We start from the raw sequence: 24,825 nt of genomic DNA on the forward strand, positions 1-24,825 counted from the left end.
GTAACTTTGCAGGCGCTGTGGAAAAGCGTCTGCGACTATGAAAAACCGGGCTTTCCAGAGAGTCGTCACGTTGATATTTGTTGATTTGATCGTTTTTTAATCAAAGCCTTCCAAGCCGTGTTTTATAAGGCCTTCAGGGGATAGCGAACATCTTATCCACAGAAGCGCCAACAGAGATTGGGGGCAACTTCTGCAGTTATCCCGATAGAAAAGCCAGGAAAAACCGTCAGTTAGGCTGGTTGTTTTTTGATCTTAGGCCTGGAGGGCTTGATTGGCGCGGGGTACAGGGATGGGCGAACACGTTATCCACAGATTGGCCAACAGGGATTGTGGGTAAACAACACAAACTGGCTGTGAGTGAATTCCAATGTGGGAGCGAGCCTGCTCGCGAAGACGTTAGATCAGTCGACACATGTATCAATTGACAGTCCGCCTTCGCGAGCAGGCTCGCTCCCACAGGGATTGCTCAGGCCTGGAAGAAGGTGTCAGCGGACAACGCCTTCTTCGATCAGCAGTTTAAGGATGGCTTCGGCGCCGGCTTGCGCCGTGACGCCTTTGAGTACTTGCCCCCCACCGCCACTGGCCTTGGCCGTAGCCGCTTTCATCCGATCAGCGCCACTCTTGGCCTTGATCACTTTCAAGCGTTTCGGCCGAGGCTTGGCCGGCTGCAGCGTGGCGACTGCCAGCAACTCATCGTCCAGCACTTGCACATCTTCAGCATTCAACACACCGCGACGCGCAGGCCCATACGCACTCTGTCTCGGCTTCGGTGCTGCGTTATCCACAGTAGCCAGAAACGGCAACTTCACCTTCAACCGACGCCGCTGGCCACGCGGTAGCGCTTGCAGCACCAGCGCCGAACCGTCATTGATCGACTCGACCTGCGCCAACCCCACCACCAGCGGCCAGCCCAGGCCTTCGGCCAGCAGAAACGGCAGCATCCCCGAGCCTTCCCCGGTTTCAGCCTGGCTACCGGTCAGCACGACCTGCGCACCGGCATCACGTAGATACGCGGTCAGCGCCGGCAATGCATCGGCGCCCGCCGGTTGCTCCAGCACATGCATCTGCTCCAGCCCCATGCCCAGATAGGCACGCAATGCGGGTTCGGCAACATCTCCGGCATGCAGCACTTGCAGGTTATCCCCAGCCAGTTGCAAACCCAGTTCCACCGCCCGCGCATCCTGCTCCGCGCGGCGTGGCCGACCAGATGTCGGATGGGCGCCGATGGATACCAAGCTAATTACATTCGTCGTCATGGTCATGTCCTTAAGCCGCATCGCGCTTGGCGTCGTTGCGGTAAGCCTCTACCGCCGCGATCAAGGCCTGAAGAATCTCCGCGCTCTCGCCAATCACCGACAGGTCGGCGCGTTTGATCATGTCGCAACCCGGATCAAGGTTGATCGCCACCACCTTGTCGCAGGCACCAATGCCTTGCAGATGCTGGATCGCCCCGGAAATCCCCACGGCAACATACACCCGCGCGGTGACCCAGGTGCCGGACGCGCCGACCTGCCGGTCGCGAGCCATGAAGCCGTCGTCCACCGCCACTCGCGAGGCACCTTCGGTGGCGCCCAATGCGGCCGCGGTGTGGTGGAACAGCGCCCAGTCCTTGACCCCGTTGCCGCCGGAGAAAATGAATTCGGCCTCGGCCATCGGAATCGCTGCCGGATCGACTGCCACCGCGCCGAGATCTTCAATGCGCGACAGACTGCGCGCGACACTTGTGGATAACTCCACGGCCAGCGCTTCGTGACGGGTTTCACTGACCGGCTCGGCACACTCCGCCGAGGCCAGGATCAAGCGGGCAACGGGACGCGCGAGGTCTTGCAGGCCCGCACCGGCGCGGCCGATGCACTCCTGATCCTTGACCTGCCAAACCCGCGTGGCCGGGCGTTCGCCCAACGCCGCAGCAAAGCGTCGACCCAGTTCACCGCCACCGCTGCGGCTGTCCGGCAGCAGCCAGTGACGCGGGTTGAACTGGTTATCCACAGCGCGCAAACCTTGCACGCGTTGCTCCGGTGCATAACCGCTGAATTCTTCGCCCTCCAGCACCAGCAAGCGATCGACGCCTGCGGTGGCGAAGGCGTTTTCCTTGTGCTCGCCGAAGACCACGGCCAACACCGCGCCGTCCTTGCCGGCAAGTTGATGGGCGAGGCCGAGCAAATCGCGGTCGTGGCTGCTCAGGCGGCCGCCGACCATGTCCGGCACCACGCTGATGTAGAACGCCGGGGCCGGCACTTGATGCAGCGGCAATTGCACTTCAACCGTGGCCGAGCGTTTGACCGCCCCGCCCTGCTGCGCGCCGCTGCGGTCGATCCGTTTGATGCCGTTGGGGCCGATAAAACCAATGCCATGCAGATTCTTGCGGATGACCCCGTTAGGACCCATCCAGCTGTGCTGCGCCGGTTGCATGGCCGCGTGCAGCGGGTGCAGACGGTTGCGTGCGATCCATTCGGCGCGCGGGTCGCGGCGGATAATGTCGCTCATCAGTGGGCCTCCGCGGGTTCACGTTTGGCCGGCGTGGTCGGCTTGCTTGGCGCGGCGTCTTCGAGCAGCGCGTCGGCCACCAGTTCGGCGATGTCCTTGATCAGCGGACGCGGTTCGACCACGCCTTCGAGCATCGCCGTGCACTGCGGACAACCCACGGCCACCAGCTCGGCACCGGTCTCGCGGATGTCGTCCATGCGCATGTCGGGAATCCGCTGTTTGCCCGGAATGTCGGTGATCGGTGCGCCGCCACCGCCGCCGCAGCAGCGCGAACGGAAGCCCGAACGTTGCATCTCTTTCACTTCGATACCCAGCGCACGCAGCACTTCACGCGGTGCTTCGTACTCGCCGTTGTAGCGGCCGAGGTAGCACGGGTCGTGATAGGTCACGCTGTTGCCTTTGTGCTGACCGAGGTTGAGCGCGCCGGCCTGGATGATTTCCGCCATGTAAGTGCTGTGATGCTGCACCAGGTAGTTGCCATCGAAGGCGCCGTATTCATTTTTCAGCACATGGAAACTGTGCGGATCGCAGGTGACGATGCGGTTGAAGCTGTATTTGGCCAAGGTCTGGATGTTGCGTTTGGCGAGCAACTGGAAGGTGGCTTCGTCGCCCAGACGACGGGCCACGTCACCGCTGTCGCGCTCTTCCAGGCCCAACACCGCGAAATCGATTTTGGCTGCTTTCAGCACTTTGACGAACGCCCGCAAGGTGCGCTGGTTGCGCATGTCAAAAGCGCCGTCACCGACCCAGAACAGCACGTCGGTGGATTTCTTCTCGCTGAGCAGATTGAGGTTCAGATCCGCCGCCCAGTTCATCCGCCCGCCCGGAGCGAAACCGCCGGGGTTGTCGGTGGCGATGAGGTTTTCCAGGACTTCGGCGCCCTTGTTCGGCGTCGCGCCTTTTTCCAGCGTGAGGTGACGGCGCATGTCGACGATGGCGTCGACGTGCTCGATCATCATCGGGCACTCCTCGACGCAGGCGCGGCACGTGGTGCATGACCACAGGGTTTCAGCATCGACCAGACCGTTGACGATTGGTTGATGCGGATTGCCGGAATGCTCGCCGATGGGTTTGCCAGGATACGGGCTACCGGCGAAGTTGGCATCGGTGCCGCCAGCGAGGCCGACGACCATGTCCTGAATCAGCTTTTTCGGGTTCAGCGGCTGGCCGGCAGCGAAGGCCGGGCACGCCGCTTCGCACTTGCCGCACTGCACGCAGGCGTCGAAGCCGAGCAGTTGGTTCCAGGTGAAATCCTTGGGTTTTTCCACGCCCAGCGGCGCGGATGGATCGTTCAGATCCAGCGGTTTCAAACCAGTGGAACGGCCACCGCCAAAGCGTTCAGCGCGACGGTGCCAGGCCAGGTGCAGGGCACCGGCAAAGGCGTGCTTCATCGGGCCGCCCCAAGTCATACCGAAGAACAACTCGGACACACCCCACAGCACACCGACGCCGAGAATCACCGCCAATATCCAGCCGCCGAAGTTTTCCGGGAGGATCCCGGCCACCGGCAAGGTCACCAGAAAGAACGACGCCGAGAACGCCAGCAGGCTTTTCGGCAAGCGCATCCACGGGCCTTTCGACAACCGTGCCGGCGGGTTGCGCCGACGCAGGTAAACGAAGATCGCACCGACGAACATCACCGCCGTCATCAGCAGCAAGGCGTAACCGAGGATGCGGTTATGCAGGCCGAAACCGTGCACCAGAATCGCCAGCACAATCGACGCCACCGCACCGCCGGCCGTGGCCACGTGGGTGTTGGCGATGTATTTATCCCGCGCCACCACATGGTGCAAGTCGACCATGTAACGCTTGGGCATGGCGAGCAGACCGCCGATCAGGTCGACCTTCGAGGCTCGGCCCCGACGCCACATGGCCACCCGCCGCAACGCGCCGAGGACACCAAGGCCCAGGGCTGCGAACAACAGGATTGGAAGAAGGGTGTTCAACATAGGTGAAGCTCCCACCAGTGCAACCTGGAGAAACACGATCCGCTTTACTGTGGGAGCGAGCCTGCTCGCGAAAGCGGTGAGTCAGTCGACATCATCGTCAACTGACAGATTGCATTCGCGAGCAGGCTCGCTCCCACAGGGTTTGGTGCAAGCCGTCAGAAATCCTTGCACAACCGCAGTGCGTCGTAGATCGCGGCGTGTGTGTTGCGCTGCGCCACGCAATCGCCAATGCGGAACAGCAAGTAGCCGTCACCCGTGGTGCTCAGCGAGGGCTGCGGCTTGATCGCGAACAGGGCGTCGATGTCGATCTGGCCCTTGTTGCGCGAACCGTCCTTGAGCCCGTAATACAGCTCTTCGTCCGGGCGCACGCCGTTCTCCACCACCACTTGATCGACCACCCGCTCCTCTTTGGCGCCGGTGTATTCGTTCTCCAGCACCGCCACGAGCTTGTCGCCTTCGCGGTAGACCTTCTCCAGCATCATGTCGCCGGTCATGATCACTTCTTTCGGGTACATGCTGCGGTAGTAGGTCGGGAACGACGTACCGCCGATGGCTACGCCCGGTTTGATGTCGTCGGTGACGATCTCGACCTGGCTGCCCTTGTCGGCGAGGAAGTCGGCAACCGACATCCCGGTGAACTCGCAAATGGTGTCGTAGACCAGCACGTTCTTGCCCGGCGCGACTTTGCCGTCGAGCACGTCCCAGCTGCTGACCACCAGCCCTTCGGCGGCGCCCCAGTGTTCGTTCTGCTCAAGGAACGGATGCCCGCCCACCGCCAGCACGACGACGTCCGGACGCAGATCGAGGATGGTCGCCGCGTCGGCAGCCGTGCCCAGACGCAGATCGACTTTCAAACGCGCCAGTTCCAGCTGGAACCAGCGAGTGATACCGGCAATCTGGTCGCGCTGTGGTGCTTTCGACGCAGTGGTGATCTGCCCGCCGATGAATTCTTTTTTCTCGAACAGGGTCACGTCGTGGCCTCGTTCGGCGGCCACACGCGCGGCTTCCATCCCGGCCGGGCCGGCACCGACCACCACCACTTTGCGTTTGACGCCCGTGGACTTCTCGATGATGTGCGGCACGCCCATGTATTCACGGGAGGTCGCGGCGTTCTGGATGCACAGCACATCCAGCCCTTGATACTGGCGGTCGATGCAATAGTTGGCGCCGACGCACTGTTTGATCTGATCGACCTGGCCCATCTTGATCTTGGCGATCAGGTGCGGGTCGGCGATATGGGCGCGGGTCATGCCGACCATGTCGACGTAACCGCCTTCCAGAATGCGCGTGGCCTGGTTCGGGTCCTTGATGTTCTGCGCGTGCAGCACCGGCGCTTTCACCACTTCCTTGATACCGGCGGCCAGGTGCAGGAACGGCTCCGGTGGATAACTCATGTTGGGGATAACGTTGGCCAAGGTGTTGTGGGTGTCGCAACCCGAACCGACCACGCCGATGAAGTCGATCATGCCGGTGTCGTCGTAATACTTGGCGATCTGCTTCATATCTTCGTGGGACAAGCCGTCCGGGTGGAACTCGTCACCGCACAGACGGATGCCGACGCAGAAATCGTCGCCGACTTCCTTGCGCACAGCCTTGAGCACTTCCAGGCCGAAACGCATGCGGTTCTCGAAGCTGCCGCCCCATTCATCGGTACGCTTGTTGACGCGCGGGCTCCAGAACTGGTCGATCATGTGCTGGTGCACGGCAGACAGTTCAACGCCGTCCAGACCACCGGCCTTGGCTCGCGCCGCAGCGGTGGCGTAGTTGCCGATCACCCGCCAGATTTCTTCTGGCTCGATGGTTTTGCACGTCGCACGGTGTACCGGTTCACGGATGCCCGACGGCGACAGCAGGGTCGGCCAGTGCTCGCCGTCCCAGCGTGATCGACGGCCCATGTGGGTAATCTGGATCATGATCTTGGCGCCATGCTTGTGCATGGCGTCGGCCAGATTCTGGAAGTGCGGGATGATCCGGTCATCTGCCAGATTGACCGATTTCCACCAGCCTTGCGGGCTGTCGATGGCCACGCTGGAGGAGCCGCCGCAAATCGCCAGGCCGATGCCGCCCTTGGCTTTCTCTTCGTAGTATTTGACGTAGCGGTCGGTGGTCATGCCGCCGTCGGTCGCATAGACCTCGGCGTGCGCGGTACTGAGCACGCGGTTGCGGATGGTCAGTTTGCCGATCTGGATCGGCTGGAACATTGCTTCGAAAGCCATGGCGGGTTCCTCGACTTACAACGGCTTGACGGTGAACAGGCCGTCGTCGTGGCCTTCTTCGGAGCCACCGTAGACTTGCTCGGCAACCGTGCGAATCTTGCTGCCGCGCGCCTCAAGAATCTGATCCATGGCCCCGGCAAACCAACCGGTGAACATGTAATCGACCTTGCGCCCGACCTTGCCGTAGACGTAGACGAACGCCGAGTGTTCGAGCTTGACGCTGGCGGTGCCTTTGTCGAGGTCGATGTCCTGAATCTTGAACAGGCCCCAACCACGCTGCGACAGGCGCTTCATGTAGTGCTCGAACACCGCGACGCCTTCCAGACCGTGACATTCAGCTTCTTTTTCACACCAGTGCCAGGCGGATTTGTAGCCGGCCTTGTAGAGGATCTCGGCGTACGCTTCGGCGCCCAGTACTTCCTCGATGCCCATGTGGTTGTTGACGAAAAAGTGGCGCGGCACGTACAGCATCGGCAGGGCGTCGGAGGTCCAGACACCGGTCTCGCTGTCGACTTCGATTGGCAATTGCGGGGCGATCTTGGCCATGGAAACTTAACTCCAGAAAATTTGGTTTGTTGCCCCCGGCGCGGACGGCCGGAGGAAAGGATTCAGAAGTGCAGCGGCTTATTCGCCCCAGACGTCCTTGAGGACGTTCACCCAGTTCTCGCCCATGATCTTGCGCACCACGCGCTCGGAATGGCCGCGCTTGAGCAGGGTTTCGGTCAGGTTCGGGAATTCGCCGACGGTGCGGATGCCCAGCGGGTTGATGATCTTGCCGAAGCTGGTCAGACGGCGGGCGTAGCCCTTGTCGTGGGTCAGGTATTCGAAGAAATCCTGGCCATGGCCCTGGGTGAAGTCGGTGCCGATGCCGATGGAATCTTCGCCAACGATGTTCATCACGTACTCAATGGCTTCGGCGTAGTCGTCGATGGTCGAATCGATGCCCTTGGCGAGGAACGGCGCAAACATGGTCACGCCAACAAAACCGCCGTGGTCGGCAATGAACTTGAGTTCTTCATCGGACTTGTTGCGCGGGTGCTCTTTAAGACCCGACGGCAGGCAGTGGGAATAGCAGACCGGTTTTTTCGATTCGAGGATGACTTCTTCTGAAGTCTTGGAACCGACGTGGGACAGGTCGCACATGACGCCGACGCGGTTCATCTCGGCGACGATTTCGCGACCGAAACCCGACAGGCCGCCGTCACGCTCGTAGCAACCGGTGCCGACCAGGTTCTGGGTGTTGTAGCACATCTGCACGATGCCGACGCCAAGCTGCTTGAACACCTCGACATAGCCGATCTGGTCTTCAAACGCGTGGGCGTTCTGGAAGCCGAACAGGATGCCGGTCTTGCCCAGCTCCTTGGCTTTGCGGATGTCGGCGGTGGTGCGCACGGGCATTACCAGGTCGCTGTTTTCGCGGATCAGCTTCTGGCTGGCAGCGATGTTGTTCACGGTCGCCTGAAAGCCTTCCCACACCGACACAGTGCAGTTGGCCGCCGTCAGACCGCCCTTGCGCATGTCTTCGAACAGCTCGCGGTTCCATTTGGCAATGATCAGACCGTCGATAACGATGCTGTCGGCGTGTAATTCGGCTGGGCTCATCAGGCGTCCCCTTATTGGCAATTCATGCGCCGAATCGTCTGCCGGCGCTTTGGGGCCAGCATATGCCTCGGTGCAGGGGCGACCGGGTGCAAAAACGACAGGGGAATTGCCGAAAGCGTCAATCCGCGACAAAGGGTCATCAAGCGACCCGACCGGCCACCTGTTCAAGCCCGCAAGCTTGAGCCAGAATCTCCCGCAACCTGGAAACACCACTGGATTAGAGCGGCGACATCAATGAAATCGATCTTCCTGGCTTTGGCACTGATTGCGACCGGCGTACACGCCGCCGAAGAGTCCGACAACAACCCGTGCGACGCGGTAGAAAACGACGTCCAGACCCTGGAATGCTCGACCTACAGCCGCACCACCGCCGAAGACCTGCTCAAGGACAACTACGCCAGCCTCGCCGAACGCATGCAAACCGCGTACGGCAAGAATCCGGCGCAATTGGCCGACATCACCGCCAAGCTGAAGACGGCTCAGCAGCAGTGGCTGAAGACGCGGGATGCGGATTGCGCGGTGGAAGCGTTCCCGGCCACCGAAGGTAGCAAGGCGTTCAAGATTGCGCAGAATGACTGTGTGGCGCGGATGAGTGATGAACGGTCGGAGTTTTTGGAGTCGATTGGGCAGGAGTGAGTGTCTGATCTGTAAGCTGCACATCTATAGCTAATCAAAGGACACCCATGAACATCTGCGGCATCGAAATCAAAGGCAGCGAAGCGATCATCGCCGTAGCCTCCCTCGACGGTACGACCCTGAGTCATATCGCCCTCAGCACCAAGAAAATCGCCCTCGACGATGACGACGAAGCGGCCAACGTCAAACGCTTCGCTGCGCAGGTCGCGTCGTTTGTGCGGGAGAACTCGATTGACCGGATTGCGATCAAGAAGCGCAGCAAGAAGGGCGAGTTTGCCGGTGGGCCGACGACCTTCAAGATTGAAGGCGTGTTTCAGCTGCTCGATGGTTGTGAGGTGACGTTGCTGTCGCCGCAGACGATCAATGCGCAGGCCAAGAAGCACAATTTCGAGCTGCCGGGGACGCTGAACAAGTATCAGCATGAGGCTTACAAGGCCGCTTGCTCAGCGCTGGTGAAGAAGTAAGCAAACAGCAAGATCAAAAGATCGCAGCCTTCGGCAGCTCCTACAGGGGACCTCATGTAGGAGCTGCCGAAGGCTGCGATCTTTTGATTTTCAAGCTTGGGCAGTACGCCGGTCTTCTCGCGGACAGCGTGCGAACTTCGCCCGGTAACTGCGGGTGAAGTAGGACGGTGATTCAAAGCCGCAGGCAATGCTGACTTCAAGCACGCTCATATCCGTCTGGCGCAACAACTGCCGAGCCTTCTCCAGCCTTAAGCGCAGATAGAAATTGCTCGGCGTGTCGTTCAGATGCAGCCGAAACAAGCGCTCAAGTTGGCGCCGGGTCACTTTGATCGATTCCGCCAACGCCAGCGTGGTCAGCGGCGGTTCGCTGTGCTGCTCCATCTCGCCAATCACATGAACCAGCTTCTTGTTGCTGATGCCGTAGCGCGTGGCGACTTCCATGCGTTGGTGGTCTTTGCGCGGACGAATGCGCCCCAACACAAACTGCTCGCTGACCTGGATCGCCAATTGCGGGCCGTGGGCCTGGGCGATCAGGTCGAGCATCAAGTCGATGGAAGCGGTGCCGCCGGCCGAGGTGATGCGCCGACGGTCGATCTCGAACAGCTCCTGGGTCACGCTGAGCTGTGGATAAGATTCCTTGAAGGCGTCGATGGCTTCCCAGTGCAGGGTCAGGCGATGGCCGTCGAGCAGGCCGGCCTCGGCGAGGACGAAGCTGCCGGTGTCGATGGCGCCGAGGGTCACGCCTTCGTTATCCAGCCGCCGCAGCCAATGCTCCAGCGTCGGCGTGGCGAACTTCAGCGGTTCGAAGCCGGCCACCACCAACAACGTCGCACCTTTCTTCAGCGGCTCCAGCGCCGCGTCGGCGTTGACCGACATGCCGTTACTCGCCAGCACTGCCCCACCGTCAGCGCTCAACACATGCCAGCGATACAACTCGCCACGGAAGCGGTTGGCCACGCGCAGCGGTTCGATCGCGGAAATAAAGCCGATGGCGGAGAACCCCGGCATCAGCAAAAAGTAGAAATCCTGGGACATGTGCGCACTCGGTTGGCGGGTAGCGTGGGATGTTGATACGCCAGTTGTCTTCGGCATTCAAGACCGCAGGTCGCTACAGTGCAAATGCCAGTCGCCGCAGTGCGCTTTCAAAGGCGTGCAGCTGCGTAACTTTGCATCACCGGCGCGTCAGACGCCGGAACTCACAATAAACGACCTGCCGAGGAACCCGACATGAAACGACTGATCAGCAGCTGTGTTCTTGCACTCAGCGGTACCGCTTTCTTGAGCGCCAGCGTCATGGCGGCCGAACCCGCGTCTTGCCAGAACGTGCGCATGGGCGTGGTCAACTGGACCGACGTGATCGCCACCAGTGCCATGACCCAGGTGCTGCTCGACGGCCTCGGCTACAGCACCAAACAAACCAGCGCGTCCCAGCAAATCATCTTCGCCGGGATTCGCGACCAGCGTCTGGACCTGTTCCTCGGCTACTGGAACCCGCTGATGACCCAGACCATCACTCCGTTCGTCGATGCCAATCAGGTCAAAGTCCTCGACGCGCCGAGCCTCAAAGACGCCCGCGCCACCCTCGCGGTGCCGACCTATCTGGCCGACAAGGGCCTGAAGACGTTCGCCGACATCGCCAAATTCGAGAAAGAACTCGGCGGCAAGATCTATGGCATCGAGCCGGGTTCGGGCGCCAATACCCAAATCAAGGCAATGATCACCAAAAACCAGTTCGGCCTCGGCAAGTTCCAGTTGGTCGAGTCCAGCGAGGCCGGCATGCTCGCCGCCGTCGATCGCGCCGTGCGCCGCAAAGAGGCCGTGGTGTTCTTCGGCTGGGCGCCGCACCCGATGAACGTCAACGTCAAGATGACCTACCTCACCGGCAGCGACGACGCCCTCGGCCCGAACGAAGGCATGGCCACCGTGTGGACGGTCACCGCGCCGAAATACGCCGAACAGTGCCCGAACATCGGCCGTCTGCTGACGAACCTGACGTTCACCGCCGAAGACGAGAGCCGGATGATGCAGCCGCTGCTCGATCACAAGGACGCCTTTGAGTCGGCCAGGCAATGGCTCAAGGATCACCCGCAAGACAAACAGCGCTGGCTCGAAGGTGTGACCACGTTCGATGGCAAACCGGCCGTTGAAAATCTCCAGCTGACCAGCAAATGACCCTCGATTGAAAGCCCCTCTCCCAGATGGGAGAGGCGCCTGAACCACGCTTCGCAGCCCCGAAAAGGGCTGCGAACAGACCCATCACGCCTGAAGGAAACCGCCTCATGAACCACGACGTCATCATCACCTGCGCACTTACCGGTGCTGGCGACACGACCGCCAAGAGCCCCCACGTGCCGGTCACCCCGAAACAGATCGCAGCCGCCGCCGTGGAAGCGGCCAAGGCCGGTGCCACCGTCGTGCACTGCCACGTGCGCGATCCGCAAACCGGCAAGTTCAGCCGTGACGTGGCGCTGTACCGCGAAGTGATGGAGCGCATCCGCGAGGCGGACGTCGACATCATCGTCAACCTCACCGCCGGCATGGGTGGCGACCTGGAGATCGGCGCTGGCGAGAACCCGATGGAGTTCGGCCCGAATACCGATCTGGTCGGGCCGCTGACTCGCCTGGCTCACGTCGAAGCGTTGCTGCCGGAAATCTGCACCCTCGATTGCGGCACCCTCAACTTCGGCGATGGCGACACCATTTACGTCTCGACCCCAGCGCAACTGCGGGCGGGTGCCAAGCGCATTACCGAGTTGGGCGTTAAAGCCGAACTGGAAATTTTCGACACCGGTCACCTGTGGTTCGCCAAGCAGATGATCAAGGAAGGCCTGCTCGACAACCCGCTGTTCCAACTGTGCCTGGGCATCCCGTGGGGCGCCCCGGCGGACACCACCACCATGAAAGCCATGGTCGATAACCTGCCGGCCGACGCGGTGTGGGCCGGGTTCGGGATCGGTCGGATGCAGATGCCGATGGCGGCGCAAGCGGTGCTGCTTGGCGGCAACGTGCGGGTCGGCCTGGAAGATAACCTGTGGCTGGACAAAGGCGTGCTGGCGACCAACGGCCAATTGGTTGAACGCGCCACCGAGATCCTCAGCCGCCTCGGTGCCCGGGTGCTAAGCCCGGCGGAGGGCCGCAAGAAAATGGGCCTTACCCAGCGCGGTTAACCCTCAGCTCAAAAAATGGGGCTCTGACTGCCCCCCAAATTTCACCTGTAGGAGCTGCCGAAAGCTGCGATCTTTTGATTTTGTTTTTCAAGATCAAGATCAACAGATCGCAGCCTTCGGCAGCTCCTACAGGGATTACCTTCCACGGGAAAATTCCTATGAGCTTTATCACCGAAATCAAAACCTTCGCCGCGCTGGGCAGCGGTGTCATCGGCAGCGGTTGGGTAGCTCGCGCCCTCGCCCATGGCCTGGATGTAGTCGCCTGGGACCCAGCACCCGGCGCCGAAGCGGCGCTGCGTAAACGCGTAGCCAATGCCTGGGGCGCACTGGAGAAAAACGGCCTGGCGCCGGGCGCTTCGCAGGATCGGCTGCGCTTTGTCGCGACCATCGAGGAGTGCGTGCGCGATGCCGATTTCATTCAGGAAAGCGCCCCGGAACGTCTGGAACTGAAACTGGAACTGCACAGCAAAATCAGCGCGGCGGCAAAACCCAACGCACTGATCGGCTCCAGCACCTCGGGCCTGTTGCCAAGCGAGTTCTACGAGAGCTCAACCCACCCGGAACGCTGTGTGGTCGGGCATCCGTTCAACCCGGTTTACCTGCTGCCACTGGTGGAAGTGGTCGGCGGCAAAAACACCGCGCCCGAGGCCGTGCAAGCGGCGATGAAAGTCTACGAATCCCTCGGCATGCGCCCACTGCATGTGCGCAAGGAAGTTCCAGGCTTCATCGCCGACCGTTTGCTCGAAGCGCTATGGCGCGAGGCGCTGCACCTGGTCAACGATGGCGTGGCGACCACAGGCGAGATCGACGATGCGATCCGTTTTGGCGCCGGTTTGCGCTGGTCATTCATGGGTACGTTTTTGACTTATACACTGGCGGGCGGTGATGCCGGTATGCGCCACTTCATGTCGCAATTCGGCCCGGCGTTGCAGTTGCCGTGGACGTATCTGCCGGCGCCAGAGTTGACCGACAAGTTGATCGATGACGTCGTCGATGGCACCAGTGAGCAGCTTGGCGAGCGCAGCATTTCGGCGCTGGAGCGCTATCGTGATGATTGCTTGCTGGCGGTGCTTGAGGCGGTGAAGGCTACCAAGGAAAAGCATGGGATGAGTTTTAGCGAGTGATGCGTCCGCTTCAAACCGCTGCGCTCACCCTAGCCTTCTCCCCCCTGGGGAAAGGGCTGGGGTGAGGGGGTAGCTCTTGATCTTGACGACCAACCCACTGCCGGAACCCAATCATGCCCACCCTAAACACCTATCAAACCCGCATCATCCCCGACTGGGTCGACTACAACGGCCACCTGCGCGATGCCTTCTATCTGCTGATCTTCAGCTACGCCACCGACGCCCTGATGGATCGTCTCGGCATGGACAGCAACAACCGCGAAGCCAGCGGCAATTCACTGTTCACCCTCGAACTGCACCTCAATTACCTGCACGAAGTGAAGCTCGCCACCGACGTCGAAGTGCGCACACAAATCATCGGCCACGACAGCAAACGCCTGCACCTCTATCACAGCCTGCACAAGACCGGAGAAGACCAGGAACTGGCGGGCAATGAGCAAATGCTGCTCCACGTCGACCTCGCCGGCCCGCGCTCGGCGCCGTTCAGTGCCGACACCCTGAGCCGCTTGCAAGCCATTGTCGCCGAGCAGGTCGACCTGCCCGCCCCGGCTTACATCGGCCGCGTCATCGCCCTGCCACCCGCCCGGTAAATCCCCATCGCAAGGAGCCGCCATGAACACCGCTGCCGCTGTTGCCGACTTCCGTACTTATCCGTTGATCAGCGCGCTGAGCGGCGTGCAGAGCCTGGCGGATCGCGTTTCGATTGCCTGGGCCGATGGCCGCATCAGCCCGTTTCATCATGTCTGGTTGCGGGATAACTGCCCGTGCGAACAGTGCGTCTACAACGTCACCCGCGAACAGGTTTTCGAGAGCGTCGATGCCGCCGAGAATCTGGCCCCTGTTGCTGCTTATATCGACACCGGAGGCTGTCTGCGCATTGACTGGCAGGACGGTCATCTCAGCCGCTTCGATCCGGGCTGGCTGCGCGCCCACGCTTATGATGACGAATCCCGCGCCGAACGCCTGGCCGCCAAACCCAAACCTTATCTTTGGCGCAGTGACTTGCAGTTGCCGGTGTTCGATTACTCGGCGCTGATGAACGACAACGCAGCGCTGCTGCAATGGCTGCTCGCCGTGCGCGATATTGGTCTGACTCAGGTGCGCGGCGTGCCCACCGAAACCGGCTCGCTGAAACTCATCGCGCAGCGTATTTCCTTCATCCGCGAAAGCAACTTCGGCGTGCTGTTCAACGTGCAATCCAAAGCCGACGCCGACAGCAACGCCTACACCGCTTTCAACTTGCCACTGCACACGGATTTGCCGACACGCGAGCTGCAACCGGGGCTGCAGTTTCTGCATTGCTTGGTGAACGACGCCGAGGGTGGCGAGAGCATCTTTGTCGACGGGTTTGCGATTGCCGATGCCTTGCGTGAAGAAGACCCGGCGTCGTTTCAGGCACTGTGTGAAATCGCGGTGGAGTTTCGCAACAAGGATCGTCATAGCGACTATCGCTGCCTGGCGCCGATCATCGCTTTGGACGCCTTGGGACGCGTAGCGGAAATCCGCATGGCAAACTTTCTGCGCGGCGCGTTCGATACGTCGGTCGAGCAAATGCCACGGTTGTACCGGGCTTATCGACGCTTTATCGCGATGACTCGCGAGCCGCGATTTCGGTTGATACAGCGACTCAATGCGGGGGAGTTGTGGTGTTTCGATAACCGCCGTACGTTGCATGCGCGCAATGCGTTTGATCCCGCCACCGGGGCGCGGCATTTTCAGGGCTGCTATGTCGACCGGGATGAGTTGTTGTCGCGGATTCTCGTGTTGCAGCGCTAGACCGCTAAAAGATCGCAGCCTTCGGCAGCTCCTATATTGGAATGCGTTCCCTGTAGGCGCTGCCGAAGGCTGCGATCTTTTGCTTTTCACCAGTCCAAAAAAAGCCCCGATACCAGCCGTGACAGGATCGGGGCAGAGGGTACTGTTGAGGAGCTGCCGTGCGAGGGTGACCAAACCTTCGTGTTGCAAGCTGAAGTCAGTGTGCCCACTCACCTTTAAGACGAGTTAGCCGAAAACGACCTGTTCATAGCCGTCGCGGCCACTGCGACAAATCGCCCTTGCCGTCCCTCCCCTTGCCTACCAGAATCGAGCCACGACCTCCGTTGCCGAAGAAGGATTCGCCTCATGATGTATGCCGATTTGATCGATCAGGAAGACCTGCTGGGACAGCTCAAGGCATTGGGTTTTCAAGTGCCGAGCGGTTCCACGGCCGAGCAGGCTTGTGAGTGTGCGGTGCGTGGGCTGGATAACGTTCGCGCGTTCGAATTGCGCAAGATGGTCAAGGACATGTACACCAGCGGCGCAAGCATTCAACCGGCGGTGCGTCAGGCCATCGACAAGCAGTTGTTGCCGGCATTGGCGGATTACCAACAAAGCCATAGCGCCTGATAAACCGCCATCGCTGGCAAGCCAGCTCCCACAGGATCAGTGGCGGACACAAGTTTTGTGTTCGGCACAAAACACTGTGGGAGCTGGCTTGCCAGCGATGAAGATGACGCGGTCTACAGCCTTACACTGGCAAACGTAGACTCGTTCCGCGCCTGGCTCAACGCCGACATCGGCCCCGACAACGGCGACATCACGATCGCCTGCGGCAGCGGCAGCATCGCCACTTGCTGTGTCGTATTGGAACCCACGCGCTCGTCACGCGGCGGAATGCCGAAGTATTCGCGGTAGCACTTGGAGAAGTGCGGCGTCGACACGAAACCACACACCGAAGCCACTTCGATGATCGACATCGGTGTCTGCTTGAGCAGTTGCCGGGCGCGGATCAGACGCAGCTTGAGGTAGTAGCGTGACGGCGAGCAATGCAGGTACTTCTGGAACAGGCGCTCAAGCTGTCGACGCGACACGGCGACGTACACCGCCAGTTCGTCGAGGTCGATCGGCTCTTCCAGATTTGCCTCCATCAACGCGACGATTTCCTGCAACTTCGGCTGGTTGGTGCCAAGCATGTGCTTGAGCGGCACGCGCTGGTGATCCTGTTCGTTGCGGATGCGCTCGTAGACGAACATCTCGGAGATCGCGGCGGACAGTTCACGGCCGTGATCGCGGCTGATCAGGTGCAGCATCATGTCCAGCGGCGCGGTGCCGCCGGAGCTGGTGAAACGGTTACGGTCGAGGGTGAACAGACGGGTGCTCATGGCAACGCGCGGGAAAGCTTCCTGCATCGCCGCCAGACATTCCCAGTGCACGCTGCAATCGAAACCGTCGAGCAGGCCGGCGCAGGCCAGCGCCCAACTGCCGGTGCACACCGCGCCGAGACGCTTGGACTGACGCGCCTGGCTTTGCAGCCATGAGACGTGCTCACGGGTAACGGTGCGTTGAATACCGATGCCGCCGCAGACGATCACGGTGTCCAGCGGCGGCGCCTTGTGCATGGAGGCGTCGGGGGTGATTTGCAGACCGTCACTGGCCCACACCTGACCGCCATCGACGGTGAGGGTGCTCCAGCGATACAGCTCCCGACCGGACAATTGGTTGGCCATGCGCAGAGGTTCGACTGCGGAAGCCAGGGAAATCAGCGTGAAATTGTCCAGCAGCAGAAAGCCGATGGATTGAGGCGCACGGTTCTGGGGTTGGGCCCCGGAGTTGAACGACGTCATCGCGGTATCTCCTCACACAAAGCGGGTGATGGCCTCAGGCGGAGGCTCTTGTTATTGCCATCGGTCTCGCGTGGGAGACGGGCTTTGTTATGACAGAGCAAATGCCATGCCTAAAATTGAATGGCCGTTCAATAACTCCTGAAAACGACGTCGCGACGTGTCTATTCGAGACGTCCGACGAAAGGAATTTCGAAGTGCCATCAGCGCTGGCGAAAGCCCTGCCCCGTAGCCTGTGAGCAAATCGGTAGCACTTGTGGGAACTGGCCTGCGCGCAGTTTGGGGAGAGTGTCACCCATGGCACGGGTGACGGACGGTAGAGGAGCTGAGCGCATGTAACAGGTGGGAAAGACTCTTGTCTGATTGCGACGCGCTAAAAGGTGGCGCCTGCAGTTGTGTATGTTCCGTTAGCGAGCAGTTTTGACTGGTCTGACGCTATCGCGAGCAGGCTCACTCCTACATTTGGAATGCGTTCCCCTGCAGGAGTGAGCCTGCTCGCGATTGGGCCGATGCGGTCTCAGCACTCCACAGCACTGACCGCCAACCCACCCCGCGACGTCTCTTTATATTTGTCATGCATGTCGGCCCCGGTATCGCGCATGGTGCGGATCACCCGGTCCAGCGAAATGAAGTGCTGACCATCACCACGCAAAGCCATCTGCGCCGCGTTGATCGCTTTCACCGCCGCAATCGCGTTGCGCTCGATGCACGGCACCTGCACAAGCCCGCCCACCGGATCGCAGGTCAGGCCAAGGTTATGTTCCAGGCCGATTTCCGCCGCGTTGCACAACTGCTCCGGCGTAGCACCCAGAATCTCCGCCAGCCCCGCCGCCGCCATCGCACAGGCTGAGCCGACCTCGCCCTGACAACCGACTTCGGCGCCGGAGATCGAGGCGTTCTTCTTGCACAGAATTCCCACCGCCGCCGCGCCCAGCAAGTAATCGACCACGTTGGCGTCAGTCACCGCTTCGCTGAACTTCATAAAGTAGTGCAACACCGCCGGGATGATCCCCGCCGCACCATTGGTCGGTGCCGTGACCATACGCCCGCCGGCGGCGTTTTCTTCATTGACGGCGAGTGCAAACAGGTTGACCCACTCCATCGCACTCAGGGTCGAGCCGATCACATTGGGCTTGTTCAACTCTTGCAGACTGCGATGCAACTTCGCTGCGCGCCGCCGCACATTCAAACCACCAGGCAGGATGCCCTCGTGTTTCAGGCCCTGCTCGACGCAATCCTGCATCGCCCGCCACAGCGTCATCAGTCCGGCGCGAATTTCTTCTTCACTGCGCCAGACCTTTTCGTTGGCCATCATCAATTCGGCAACGCGCAGGTTGTTCTTTTTGCACAGTTCCAACAGCTCGACGGCGCTGGAAAAGTCATAAGGCAACTCGGTGCGATCCAGATCGACCACACCGCTGGACGCCTGCGCCTCATCTACGACAAAACCGCCGCCGACTGAATAGTAGGTGTCGCGATGCAGTTCACCGTGATCGCCCTCGGCAACCAGGGTCATGGCGTTGGGGTGGAACGGCAGGTTCTCGTCGATCAGGCGCATGTCGCGAGCCCAGACAAACGGCACCGACAGGCGACCATCCAAAAGCAGGGTGTGAGTTTCACGCAAGGCCTGGATGCGCGGGCCGATCTGTGAAGGGTCGATTGCGTCCGGCCATTCGCCCATCAGGCCCATGATCACCGCGTTGTCGCTGCCGTGACCGATGCCGGTGGCCGACAGTGAGCCGAACAGCTGCACTTCAACCCGGCGCACCTGCTCCAACTGATGCTTGCTGCGCAGCGACTCGACAAACAATGCCGCGGCGCGCATTGGCCCGACGGTGTGAGAACTGGAAGGGCCGATGCCGATTTTGAACAGGTCGAAAACGCTGATAGCCATTGCTGCAGAGCTCCTGAGGATGCCGGTCCGGGGCGTGAAGCGCCCACTGGCGGAGCTGCTACGCTCAAGCTGCGATCCGCCGGAATGCCGGCATCATCAGGCTTTTGTCGGGTCGCACGGCGTCTGACACCGACGCACTCATGCCCACTAACGCCGTAGCGCTTTCGTCCCCGGTTTTCGCCGTTTTTATGCGGTTCAGATGGCCAAACGGGGCTGAAAAAAGCTGTAAACGACGTCACTGACACTGGATGCGACCATCCCTGTACTGGATACGACGCCCCCTGTAGGCGTCAGATTTTCACTGGTACATGATCGTTATGACTCGATTGCAAGGCGCCGTGGTAGAGCTGTCTCCAGAACGCCATCCAACCGCAACCTATAAGTGCGGTGGTCCACAGTCGGAACACTGCCAAAAAAAACACCAAGGAGTCCATCCATGAAAGGTTCCCCGTCGTTGTTGTTGGCCGCCATGCTGAGTCTGCCGTTACTGGCTCAAGCCGCAGAACCGGCGCAGTGCAGTACCGTTAACTTCTCCGATGTCGGCTGGACCGACATCACCGCCACCACGGCAACCACCTCCGTCGTGCTCAACGCCCTCGGCTACAAGACCAAGACCACCATGATCTCCGTGCCTGTGACCTACAAGTCGCTGGCCGACGGCAAGAACATGGACGTGTTCCTCGGCAACTGGATGCCGACCATGGAAAACGACATCAAGGCCTACCGCGAAGCCGGCACCGTGGAAACCGTGCGCACCAACCTCAAGGGCGCCAAGTACACCCTCGCCGTGCCGCAAGCCCTGTACGACAAAGGTCTGCATGACTTCGCCGACATCGCCAAATTCAAGAAAGAACTCGACGGCAAGATCTATGGCATCGAGCCTGGCAACGACGGCAACCGTCTGATCCAGAGCATGATCGACAAAGATGCCTTCGGCCTGAAAACCGCCGGCTTCAAAGTCGTCGAGTCCTCCGAAGCGGGCATGCTCTCGCAGGTTGACCGCGCGCAGAAACGCGACACCGCCGTGGTCTTCCTCGGCTGGGCGCCGCACCCGATGAACAAGCGCTTCAAGATTCAATACCTGACCGGCGGCGATGACTTCTTCGGCCCGGATTTCGGCGCCGCGACGGTGGCGACCAACACCCGCAAGGGTTACGCCACCGAATGCAGCAACGTCGGCCAGTTGCTGAAGAACCTGGAGTTCACCGTCGACATGGAAAGTGAACTGATGGGCAACATCCTCGACGACAAGATGAAGCCTGACGCGGCCGCCAAGGCCTGGCTGAAAAAGAATCCACAGGTGCTCGATACCTGGCTCGCTGGCGTGACCACCATTGACGGTAAACCTGGCCTGGAGGCCGTGAAAGCCAAGATTGCTCAGTAATCGCTTATGCCGGACGGCTCCGGCCGTCCGGGCTGTTTATTTCCTTGCATGCGGACGTTCACTACCATGCTGATTGATCAGAAAATACCTTTAGGCCAGTACATCGCGGGCTTCGTTGAATGGTTGACGCAACACGGCGCCAACACTTTCGACGCAATCGCCGTGACGCTGGAAACGATGATCCACGGCGTGACGTTTGCGCTCACCTGGTTCAACCCTTTTGTCTTGATCGGCCTCATTGCCCTCCTCGCCCATTTCATCCAGCGCAAATGGGGGCTGACTGCTTTTGTGATTGCGTCCTTCTTGCTGATCCTCAATCTGGGGTACTGGCAGGAAACCATGGAAACCCTCGCCCAGGTCATGTTCGCGACCCTGGTCTGCGTGGTCATCGGCGTGCCGTTGGGCATCGTCGCCGCGCACAAACCGATGTTCTACACGGTGATGCGTCCGGTACTCGATCTGATGCAGACCGTACCGACCTTCGTTTACCTCATTCCTACCCTGACCCTCTTCGGGCTGGGTGTGGTGCCAGGCCTGATCTCCACGGTGGTGTTCGCCATCGCTGCGCCGATCCGCCTTACCTACCTGGGCATCCGCGATGTCCCGCAAGAACTGATGGACGCCGGCAAGGCCTTCGGCTGCTCGCGCCGCCAATTGCTCTCACGGATCGAACTGCCTCACGCCATGCCGAGCATCGCGGCCGGCATCACCCAGTGCATCATGCTGTCGCTGTCGATGGTGGTGATCGCGGCACTGGTGGGCGCCGACGGACTCGGCAAACCGGTGGTCAACGCACTGAACACTGCTGATATCGCTCTGGGCTTCGAAGCGGGCCTGGCGATCGTACTGCTGGCGATCATGCTCGACCGTATCTGCAAACAACCCGACGCTAAAGTAGGGGGTGACGCATGAGCATAATTCGCTTCGAAGACGTCGACGTAATCTTCTCCAAGGATCCACGCGAAGCACTCAAGCTGCTGGATCAGGGCATGACCCGTAACGAGATCCTGAAAAAGACCGGGCAAATTGTCGGTGTGGAAAAAGCCACGCTGGACATCAACAAAGGTGAAATCTGCGTACTGATGGGCCTGTCGGGTTCCGGCAAGTCGAGCCTGTTGCGCTGCATCAACGGCCTCAACACCGTGAGCCGCGGCAAGCTGTTCGTGGAGCATGAAAACCGTCAGATAGACATCGCTTCCTGCACCCCGGCCGAGCTGAAAATGATGCGCACCAAACGCATCGCCATGGTCTTCCAGAAGTTCGCCCTGATGCCGTGGCTGACGGTGCGCGAGAACATCAGCTTCGGTCTGGAAATGCAGGGTCGACCGGAGAAGGAACGCAAGAAACTGGTCGATGAAAAACTCGAACTGGTCGGCCTGACCCAATGGCGTAACAAGAAGCCTGACGAACTCTCCGGCGGCATGCAGCAGCGCGTGGGCCTGGCCCGTGCGCTGGCGATGGACGCCGACATTCTGTTGATGGACGAACCGTTCTCGGCACTCGACCCGCTGATCCGTCAGGGTTTGCAGGATGAACTGCTGGAACTGCAACGCAAGCTGAGCAAGACCATCGTGTTTGTGAGCCACGACCTCGACGAGGCGCTGAAACTCGGCAGCCGCATCGCGATCATGAAGGACGGCCGGATCATCCAGTACAGCGTGCCGGAAGAGATCGTGCTGAACCCGGCGGATGACTATGTGCGTACCTTCGTGGCACACACCAATCCGCTCAACGTGCTCTGCGGGCGCAGCCTGATGCGCACGCTGGACAAGTGCAAACGCATCAACGGTTCGGTATGCCTCGATCCGGGCGGCGACTCGTGGCTGGACCTGGCCGAAGGCAACACCATCAAAGGCGCGCGACAGAACGGTTCGGTGCTGAACCTGCAGAACTGGGCGCCGGGGCAAGCGGTGGAAGGCCTGGAGCGCAAGCCGACGCTGGTGGATTCGAACATCGGCATGCGCGATGCCTTGCAGATTCGTTATCAGACCGGCAACAAACTGGTGCTGCACGATAACAATCATGTGGTGGGGATCTTGGGCGACAGCGAGCTGTATCACGCGTTGCTGGGCAAGAACCTGGGGTAAGCCCCGCAGACACAAAAACGCCGCGAGAGGATCGCGGCGTTTTTGTTTGAGTGAAGATCAAGAGATCGCAGCCTTCGGCAGCTACAGGGGAATGCGATCAATGTAGGAGCTGCCGAAGGCTGCGATCTTTTAAAGGAGGCAACGCGGTGCTTCAGACAGAAACACCGCCTCCTTCATTACTTAGCTGTACACCCGGCCAAGGAGCTGCCGATGGCTTTCAAACTGATCGAGCACATCCCGCGTGATCTGATCCTGCGTGAAGCCCATCAGGTCGTAATCCTGGCTGCCGTTGTGCAGATACACCTCGGCGCGATAGAAACGCTGACGCGCCTCTTCAGACTCCACCGATTCAGTCGGCGTCGCCAGATAGCCATCCAGACTCACTTCGTAAACGAAAGGGTTGCCCTCTTCCATCTCGATGCGCACACCCATGCAACGCTTGGATTTACCCAAAAGCGTTTGCACTTCCAGGCCCTGCGCACGCATTTGCGCAGCCGCATCTTCCAGCGCCGGGCTGACTTGCTTGTCCATGAAACGCTGCACCACCGATTGGCTCGGTTGCAGATCCAGCTGCGTCAGACGCTCGCTGAAACCACGACGACCGCGCTCAGCCAGTTGCGCTTGCTCCTGTTCGATCTGCACGTCTTGGCGCATTGCCTTGTGCAGGCCAAACATGAAGAACACCAACACCACCGAGAACGGCAGACCGGCCAGCACGACCATGGTTTGCATGGCTTCGAAGTTACCGGCCAACAACAGGCCGATGGTCACCAGGGTAATCACCACCGACCAGAAAATCCGCAGCCAGTGCGGCGCATCTTCGTCGACGTTGCCGCCCTTGCACGACAGATTCGCCATCATTACCGCGCCAGAGTCGGCCGGGGTCAGGAACAGCACGAAACCTACGAAGATCGAGACACCGATGACGATTTTCGACGCCGGATAGTGTTCAAGCATTTGGTAGATCGCCATCGACGGCTGCTCCAGCGCCGTCTTGCCCAACTCAACCGCCCCCTGATTCATCACCAGATCCAGTGCCGAGTTACCGAAGATCGACAGCCAGGCCAAGGTGAAGCCCAGCGGGATCAGCAGCACGCCGGCGACCAGTTCACGCACGGTACGACCACGGGAAATACGCGCGATGAACATGCCTACGAATGGAGCCCAGGAAATCCACCACGCCCAGTAGAACAGAGTCCACAGGCCCATCCAGCGCTCGGATTTCTCGCCACTGCCTTCGTACACATAAAGGTCGAACGTTTTCAGGACGATGCCGTTGAGGTAATCGCCGATGTTCTGTACGAAGCCGTTGAGCAGGTGCAGCGTCGGGCCAAACAACAGAACGAAAATCAGCAGACCGCTGAACAGCACGATGTTCAGGTTGGACAGACGACGGATGCCGTTTTCCACACCGGACACGGCAGCGATGGTGGCCACGGTGCTCATCACGATGATCACAATCAGCAGGTTGGCATCGGTGTGTTCCATGCCGAAGAGGTTTTCCAGGCCCGACCTCACCTGCAGGGCACCGATCCCCAGGTTGGTCACCAGACCCAGCAGGGTCACGAACATGCCGAAACCGTCCACCGCGTGACCGGCCGCGCCTTTGACCCAGCGCTCGCCCACCAGCGGATACAGCGCCGAACGCAGGGCCAGCGGCTGGTTATGACGGTAGGCAAAGTAAGCCACAGCCAAACCGACCAAGGCGTAGATCGCCCAGCCATGCAGGCCCCAGTGCAGGAAAGTCAGTTGCACCGCCTGACGCGCAGCCATGTTGGTGGCCGATGCGCCTTCCGGCGGATTGAAGTAGTGATCCAGCGGCTCGGATGCACCGAAGTACAGCAGCGAAATGCCGATACCCGACGAGAACAGCATCCCCGCCCAGGCGCCGTAACTGAAATCCGGGGTGTCGTCCTTGCTGCCCAGTTTGAGTTTGCCGTAGGAGGAAAACGCCAGGCCCACCACAAACACCAGGTAAGCGGCGATCACCACCATGTAGTACCAGCCGAAGCTGCGCGACAACCAGGCCTGAGCGATACCCAGCAGTCTGCCGGCCTCTTGCGGGGCGATGATCAGAATGGCGGTCAACAACAGAATCAGCGCGGTAGAGGTGTAAAACACCCAACCGTTGACCGTCACCTTCTCGGGCGGGGTCTTTATAAGCGAGGCAGAACTCATGGCACAAATGCTCCAGGCAGTGCGAGAGAAGAACACAA

The 24,825-nt window shown here is 60.4% G+C and carries 21 protein-coding genes; 11 read left to right on the forward strand and 10 right to left on the reverse strand.

Annotation, left to right across the window (positions count from 1 at the left end; genetic code table 11):
* Positions 1-485: 485 nt before the first annotated feature.
* The 6 genes from PSH79_RS25610 to PSH79_RS25635 all read right to left on the reverse strand — a co-directional run bounded on the left by PSH79_RS25610 (position 486) and on the right by PSH79_RS25635 (position 8,254).
* The gene (locus PSH79_RS25610) at positions 486-1,256 is read right to left on the reverse strand and encodes an electron transfer flavoprotein subunit beta (RefSeq protein ID WP_305440207.1); all 771 of its coding nucleotides are present in this window, start codon (positions 1,254-1,256) and stop codon (positions 486-488) included.
* 10 nt (positions 1,257-1,266) lie between these two features.
* The gene (locus PSH79_RS25615; protein WP_305440209.1) at positions 1,267-2,487 is read right to left on the reverse strand and encodes an electron transfer flavoprotein subunit alpha/FixB family protein; all 1,221 of its coding nucleotides are present in this window, start codon (positions 2,485-2,487) and stop codon (positions 1,267-1,269) included.
* Positions 2,487-4,436: a dimethylglycine demethylation protein DgcB gene (gene dgcB / locus PSH79_RS25620; RefSeq protein ID WP_305440210.1), complete on the reverse strand. Its 1,950-nt coding sequence runs from the start codon at positions 4,434-4,436 to the stop codon at positions 2,487-2,489. Before dgcB ends, PSH79_RS25615 begins: the two co-directional genes overlap by 1 nt.
* Before the next feature lie 155 nt (positions 4,437-4,591).
* Positions 4,592-6,652 (reverse strand): dimethylglycine demethylation protein DgcA, encoded by a 2,061-nt coding sequence (gene dgcA, locus PSH79_RS25625; protein WP_305440211.1) that lies wholly within the window; start codon positions 6,650-6,652, stop codon positions 4,592-4,594.
* A 15-nt stretch (positions 6,653-6,667) separates the two neighbouring features.
* Complete coding sequence (locus PSH79_RS25630; RefSeq protein ID WP_008083165.1) at positions 6,668-7,198, reverse strand: DUF5943 domain-containing protein; 531 nt, start codon at positions 7,196-7,198, stop codon at positions 6,668-6,670.
* 78 nt (positions 7,199-7,276) lie between these two features.
* Complete coding sequence (locus PSH79_RS25635; protein WP_305440213.1) at positions 7,277-8,254, reverse strand: dipeptidase; 978 nt, start codon at positions 8,252-8,254, stop codon at positions 7,277-7,279.
* 234 nt (positions 8,255-8,488) lie between these two features.
* Here PSH79_RS25635 and PSH79_RS25640 point away from each other — a divergent pair, with 234 nt between their 5' ends.
* Both PSH79_RS25640 and PSH79_RS25645 read left to right on the forward strand, forming a co-directional pair.
* On the forward strand, positions 8,489-8,890 hold the full coding sequence (locus PSH79_RS25640; protein WP_305440214.1) for a lysozyme inhibitor LprI family protein: 402 nt from the start codon (positions 8,489-8,491) through the stop codon (positions 8,888-8,890).
* 47 nt (positions 8,891-8,937) lie between these two features.
* Positions 8,938-9,354 carry a DUF3010 family protein gene (locus tag PSH79_RS25645; protein WP_305440215.1) on the forward strand — a complete coding sequence of 139 codons (417 nt, stop codon included), beginning with the start codon at positions 8,938-8,940 and terminating at the stop codon, positions 9,352-9,354.
* 90 nt (positions 9,355-9,444) lie between these two features.
* Here PSH79_RS25645 and PSH79_RS25650 read toward each other — a convergent pair whose 3' ends face one another.
* A complete protein-coding gene (locus PSH79_RS25650) occupies positions 9,445-10,389 on the reverse strand; it encodes a GlxA family transcriptional regulator (protein ID WP_305440217.1) in 945 nt (314 codons plus the stop codon).
* Between the two features lie 192 nt (positions 10,390-10,581).
* On the opposite strand from PSH79_RS25650, the gene PSH79_RS25655 reads away from it, so the two are divergent.
* The 6 genes from PSH79_RS25655 (at position 10,582) to PSH79_RS25680 (ending at position 16,030) form a co-directional block, all read left to right on the forward strand.
* Entirely contained in the window at positions 10,582-11,526 is a 945-nt protein-coding gene (locus PSH79_RS25655; RefSeq protein WP_305440218.1) for a choline ABC transporter substrate-binding protein, read from the forward strand.
* Between the two features lie 107 nt (positions 11,527-11,633).
* Positions 11,634-12,521 carry a 3-keto-5-aminohexanoate cleavage protein gene (locus PSH79_RS25660; RefSeq protein WP_305440220.1) on the forward strand — a complete coding sequence of 296 codons (888 nt, stop codon included), beginning with the start codon at positions 11,634-11,636 and terminating at the stop codon, positions 12,519-12,521.
* Positions 12,522-12,679: 158 nt separating this feature from the next.
* Positions 12,680-13,645 carry an L-carnitine dehydrogenase gene (locus PSH79_RS25665; protein WP_305440221.1) on the forward strand — a complete coding sequence of 322 codons (966 nt, stop codon included), beginning with the start codon at positions 12,680-12,682 and terminating at the stop codon, positions 13,643-13,645.
* Positions 13,646-13,758: 113 nt separating this feature from the next.
* Positions 13,759-14,235 carry a thioesterase family protein gene (locus PSH79_RS25670; protein ID WP_305440222.1) on the forward strand — a complete coding sequence of 159 codons (477 nt, stop codon included), beginning with the start codon at positions 13,759-13,761 and terminating at the stop codon, positions 14,233-14,235.
* A gap of 22 nt (positions 14,236-14,257) precedes the next feature.
* A complete protein-coding gene (locus PSH79_RS25675) occupies positions 14,258-15,421 on the forward strand; it encodes a gamma-butyrobetaine dioxygenase (protein ID WP_305440223.1) in 1,164 nt (387 codons plus the stop codon).
* 345 nt (positions 15,422-15,766) lie between these two features.
* A complete protein-coding gene (locus PSH79_RS25680) occupies positions 15,767-16,030 on the forward strand; it encodes a hypothetical protein (RefSeq protein WP_007962640.1) in 264 nt (87 codons plus the stop codon).
* 113 nt (positions 16,031-16,143) lie between these two features.
* On the opposite strand, the gene PSH79_RS25685 is transcribed toward PSH79_RS25680, so the two are convergent.
* Positions 16,144-17,247 carry a GlxA family transcriptional regulator gene (locus PSH79_RS25685; RefSeq protein WP_007949927.1) on the reverse strand — a complete coding sequence of 368 codons (1,104 nt, stop codon included), beginning with the start codon at positions 17,245-17,247 and terminating at the stop codon, positions 16,144-16,146.
* 514 nt (positions 17,248-17,761) lie between these two features.
* A complete protein-coding gene (locus PSH79_RS25690; RefSeq protein ID WP_305440224.1) occupies positions 17,762-19,138 on the reverse strand; it encodes an L-serine ammonia-lyase in 1,377 nt (458 codons plus the stop codon).
* Between the two features lie 436 nt (positions 19,139-19,574).
* Between PSH79_RS25690 and PSH79_RS25695 the strand changes: the two genes are divergently transcribed.
* From PSH79_RS25695 to choV, 3 genes are all read left to right on the forward strand, one after another.
* On the forward strand, positions 19,575-20,522 hold the full coding sequence (locus PSH79_RS25695; protein WP_305440225.1) for a choline ABC transporter substrate-binding protein: 948 nt from the start codon (positions 19,575-19,577) through the stop codon (positions 20,520-20,522).
* 66 nt (positions 20,523-20,588) lie between these two features.
* Positions 20,589-21,434, forward strand: a complete 846-nt coding sequence (gene choW / locus PSH79_RS25700; protein WP_305440227.1) for a choline ABC transporter permease subunit — start codon at positions 20,589-20,591, stop codon at positions 21,432-21,434.
* Entirely contained in the window at positions 21,431-22,609 is a 1,179-nt protein-coding gene (choV, locus tag PSH79_RS25705) for a choline ABC transporter ATP-binding protein (protein WP_016772804.1), read from the forward strand. Before choW ends, choV begins: the two co-directional genes overlap by 4 nt.
* 180 nt (positions 22,610-22,789) lie before the next feature.
* Here the strand turns inward: choV and PSH79_RS25710 are convergent, their stop codons facing one another.
* Positions 22,790-24,730, reverse strand: coding sequence for a BCCT family transporter (locus PSH79_RS25710; RefSeq protein ID WP_305444084.1), 1,941 nt, complete (start codon positions 24,728-24,730; stop codon positions 22,790-22,792).
* Between the last annotated feature and the right edge of the window lie 95 nt (positions 24,731-24,825).

Source organism: Pseudomonas sp. FP2196, from assembly GCF_030687715.1.
GTDB lineage: Bacteria > Pseudomonadota > Gammaproteobacteria > Pseudomonadales > Pseudomonadaceae > Aquipseudomonas.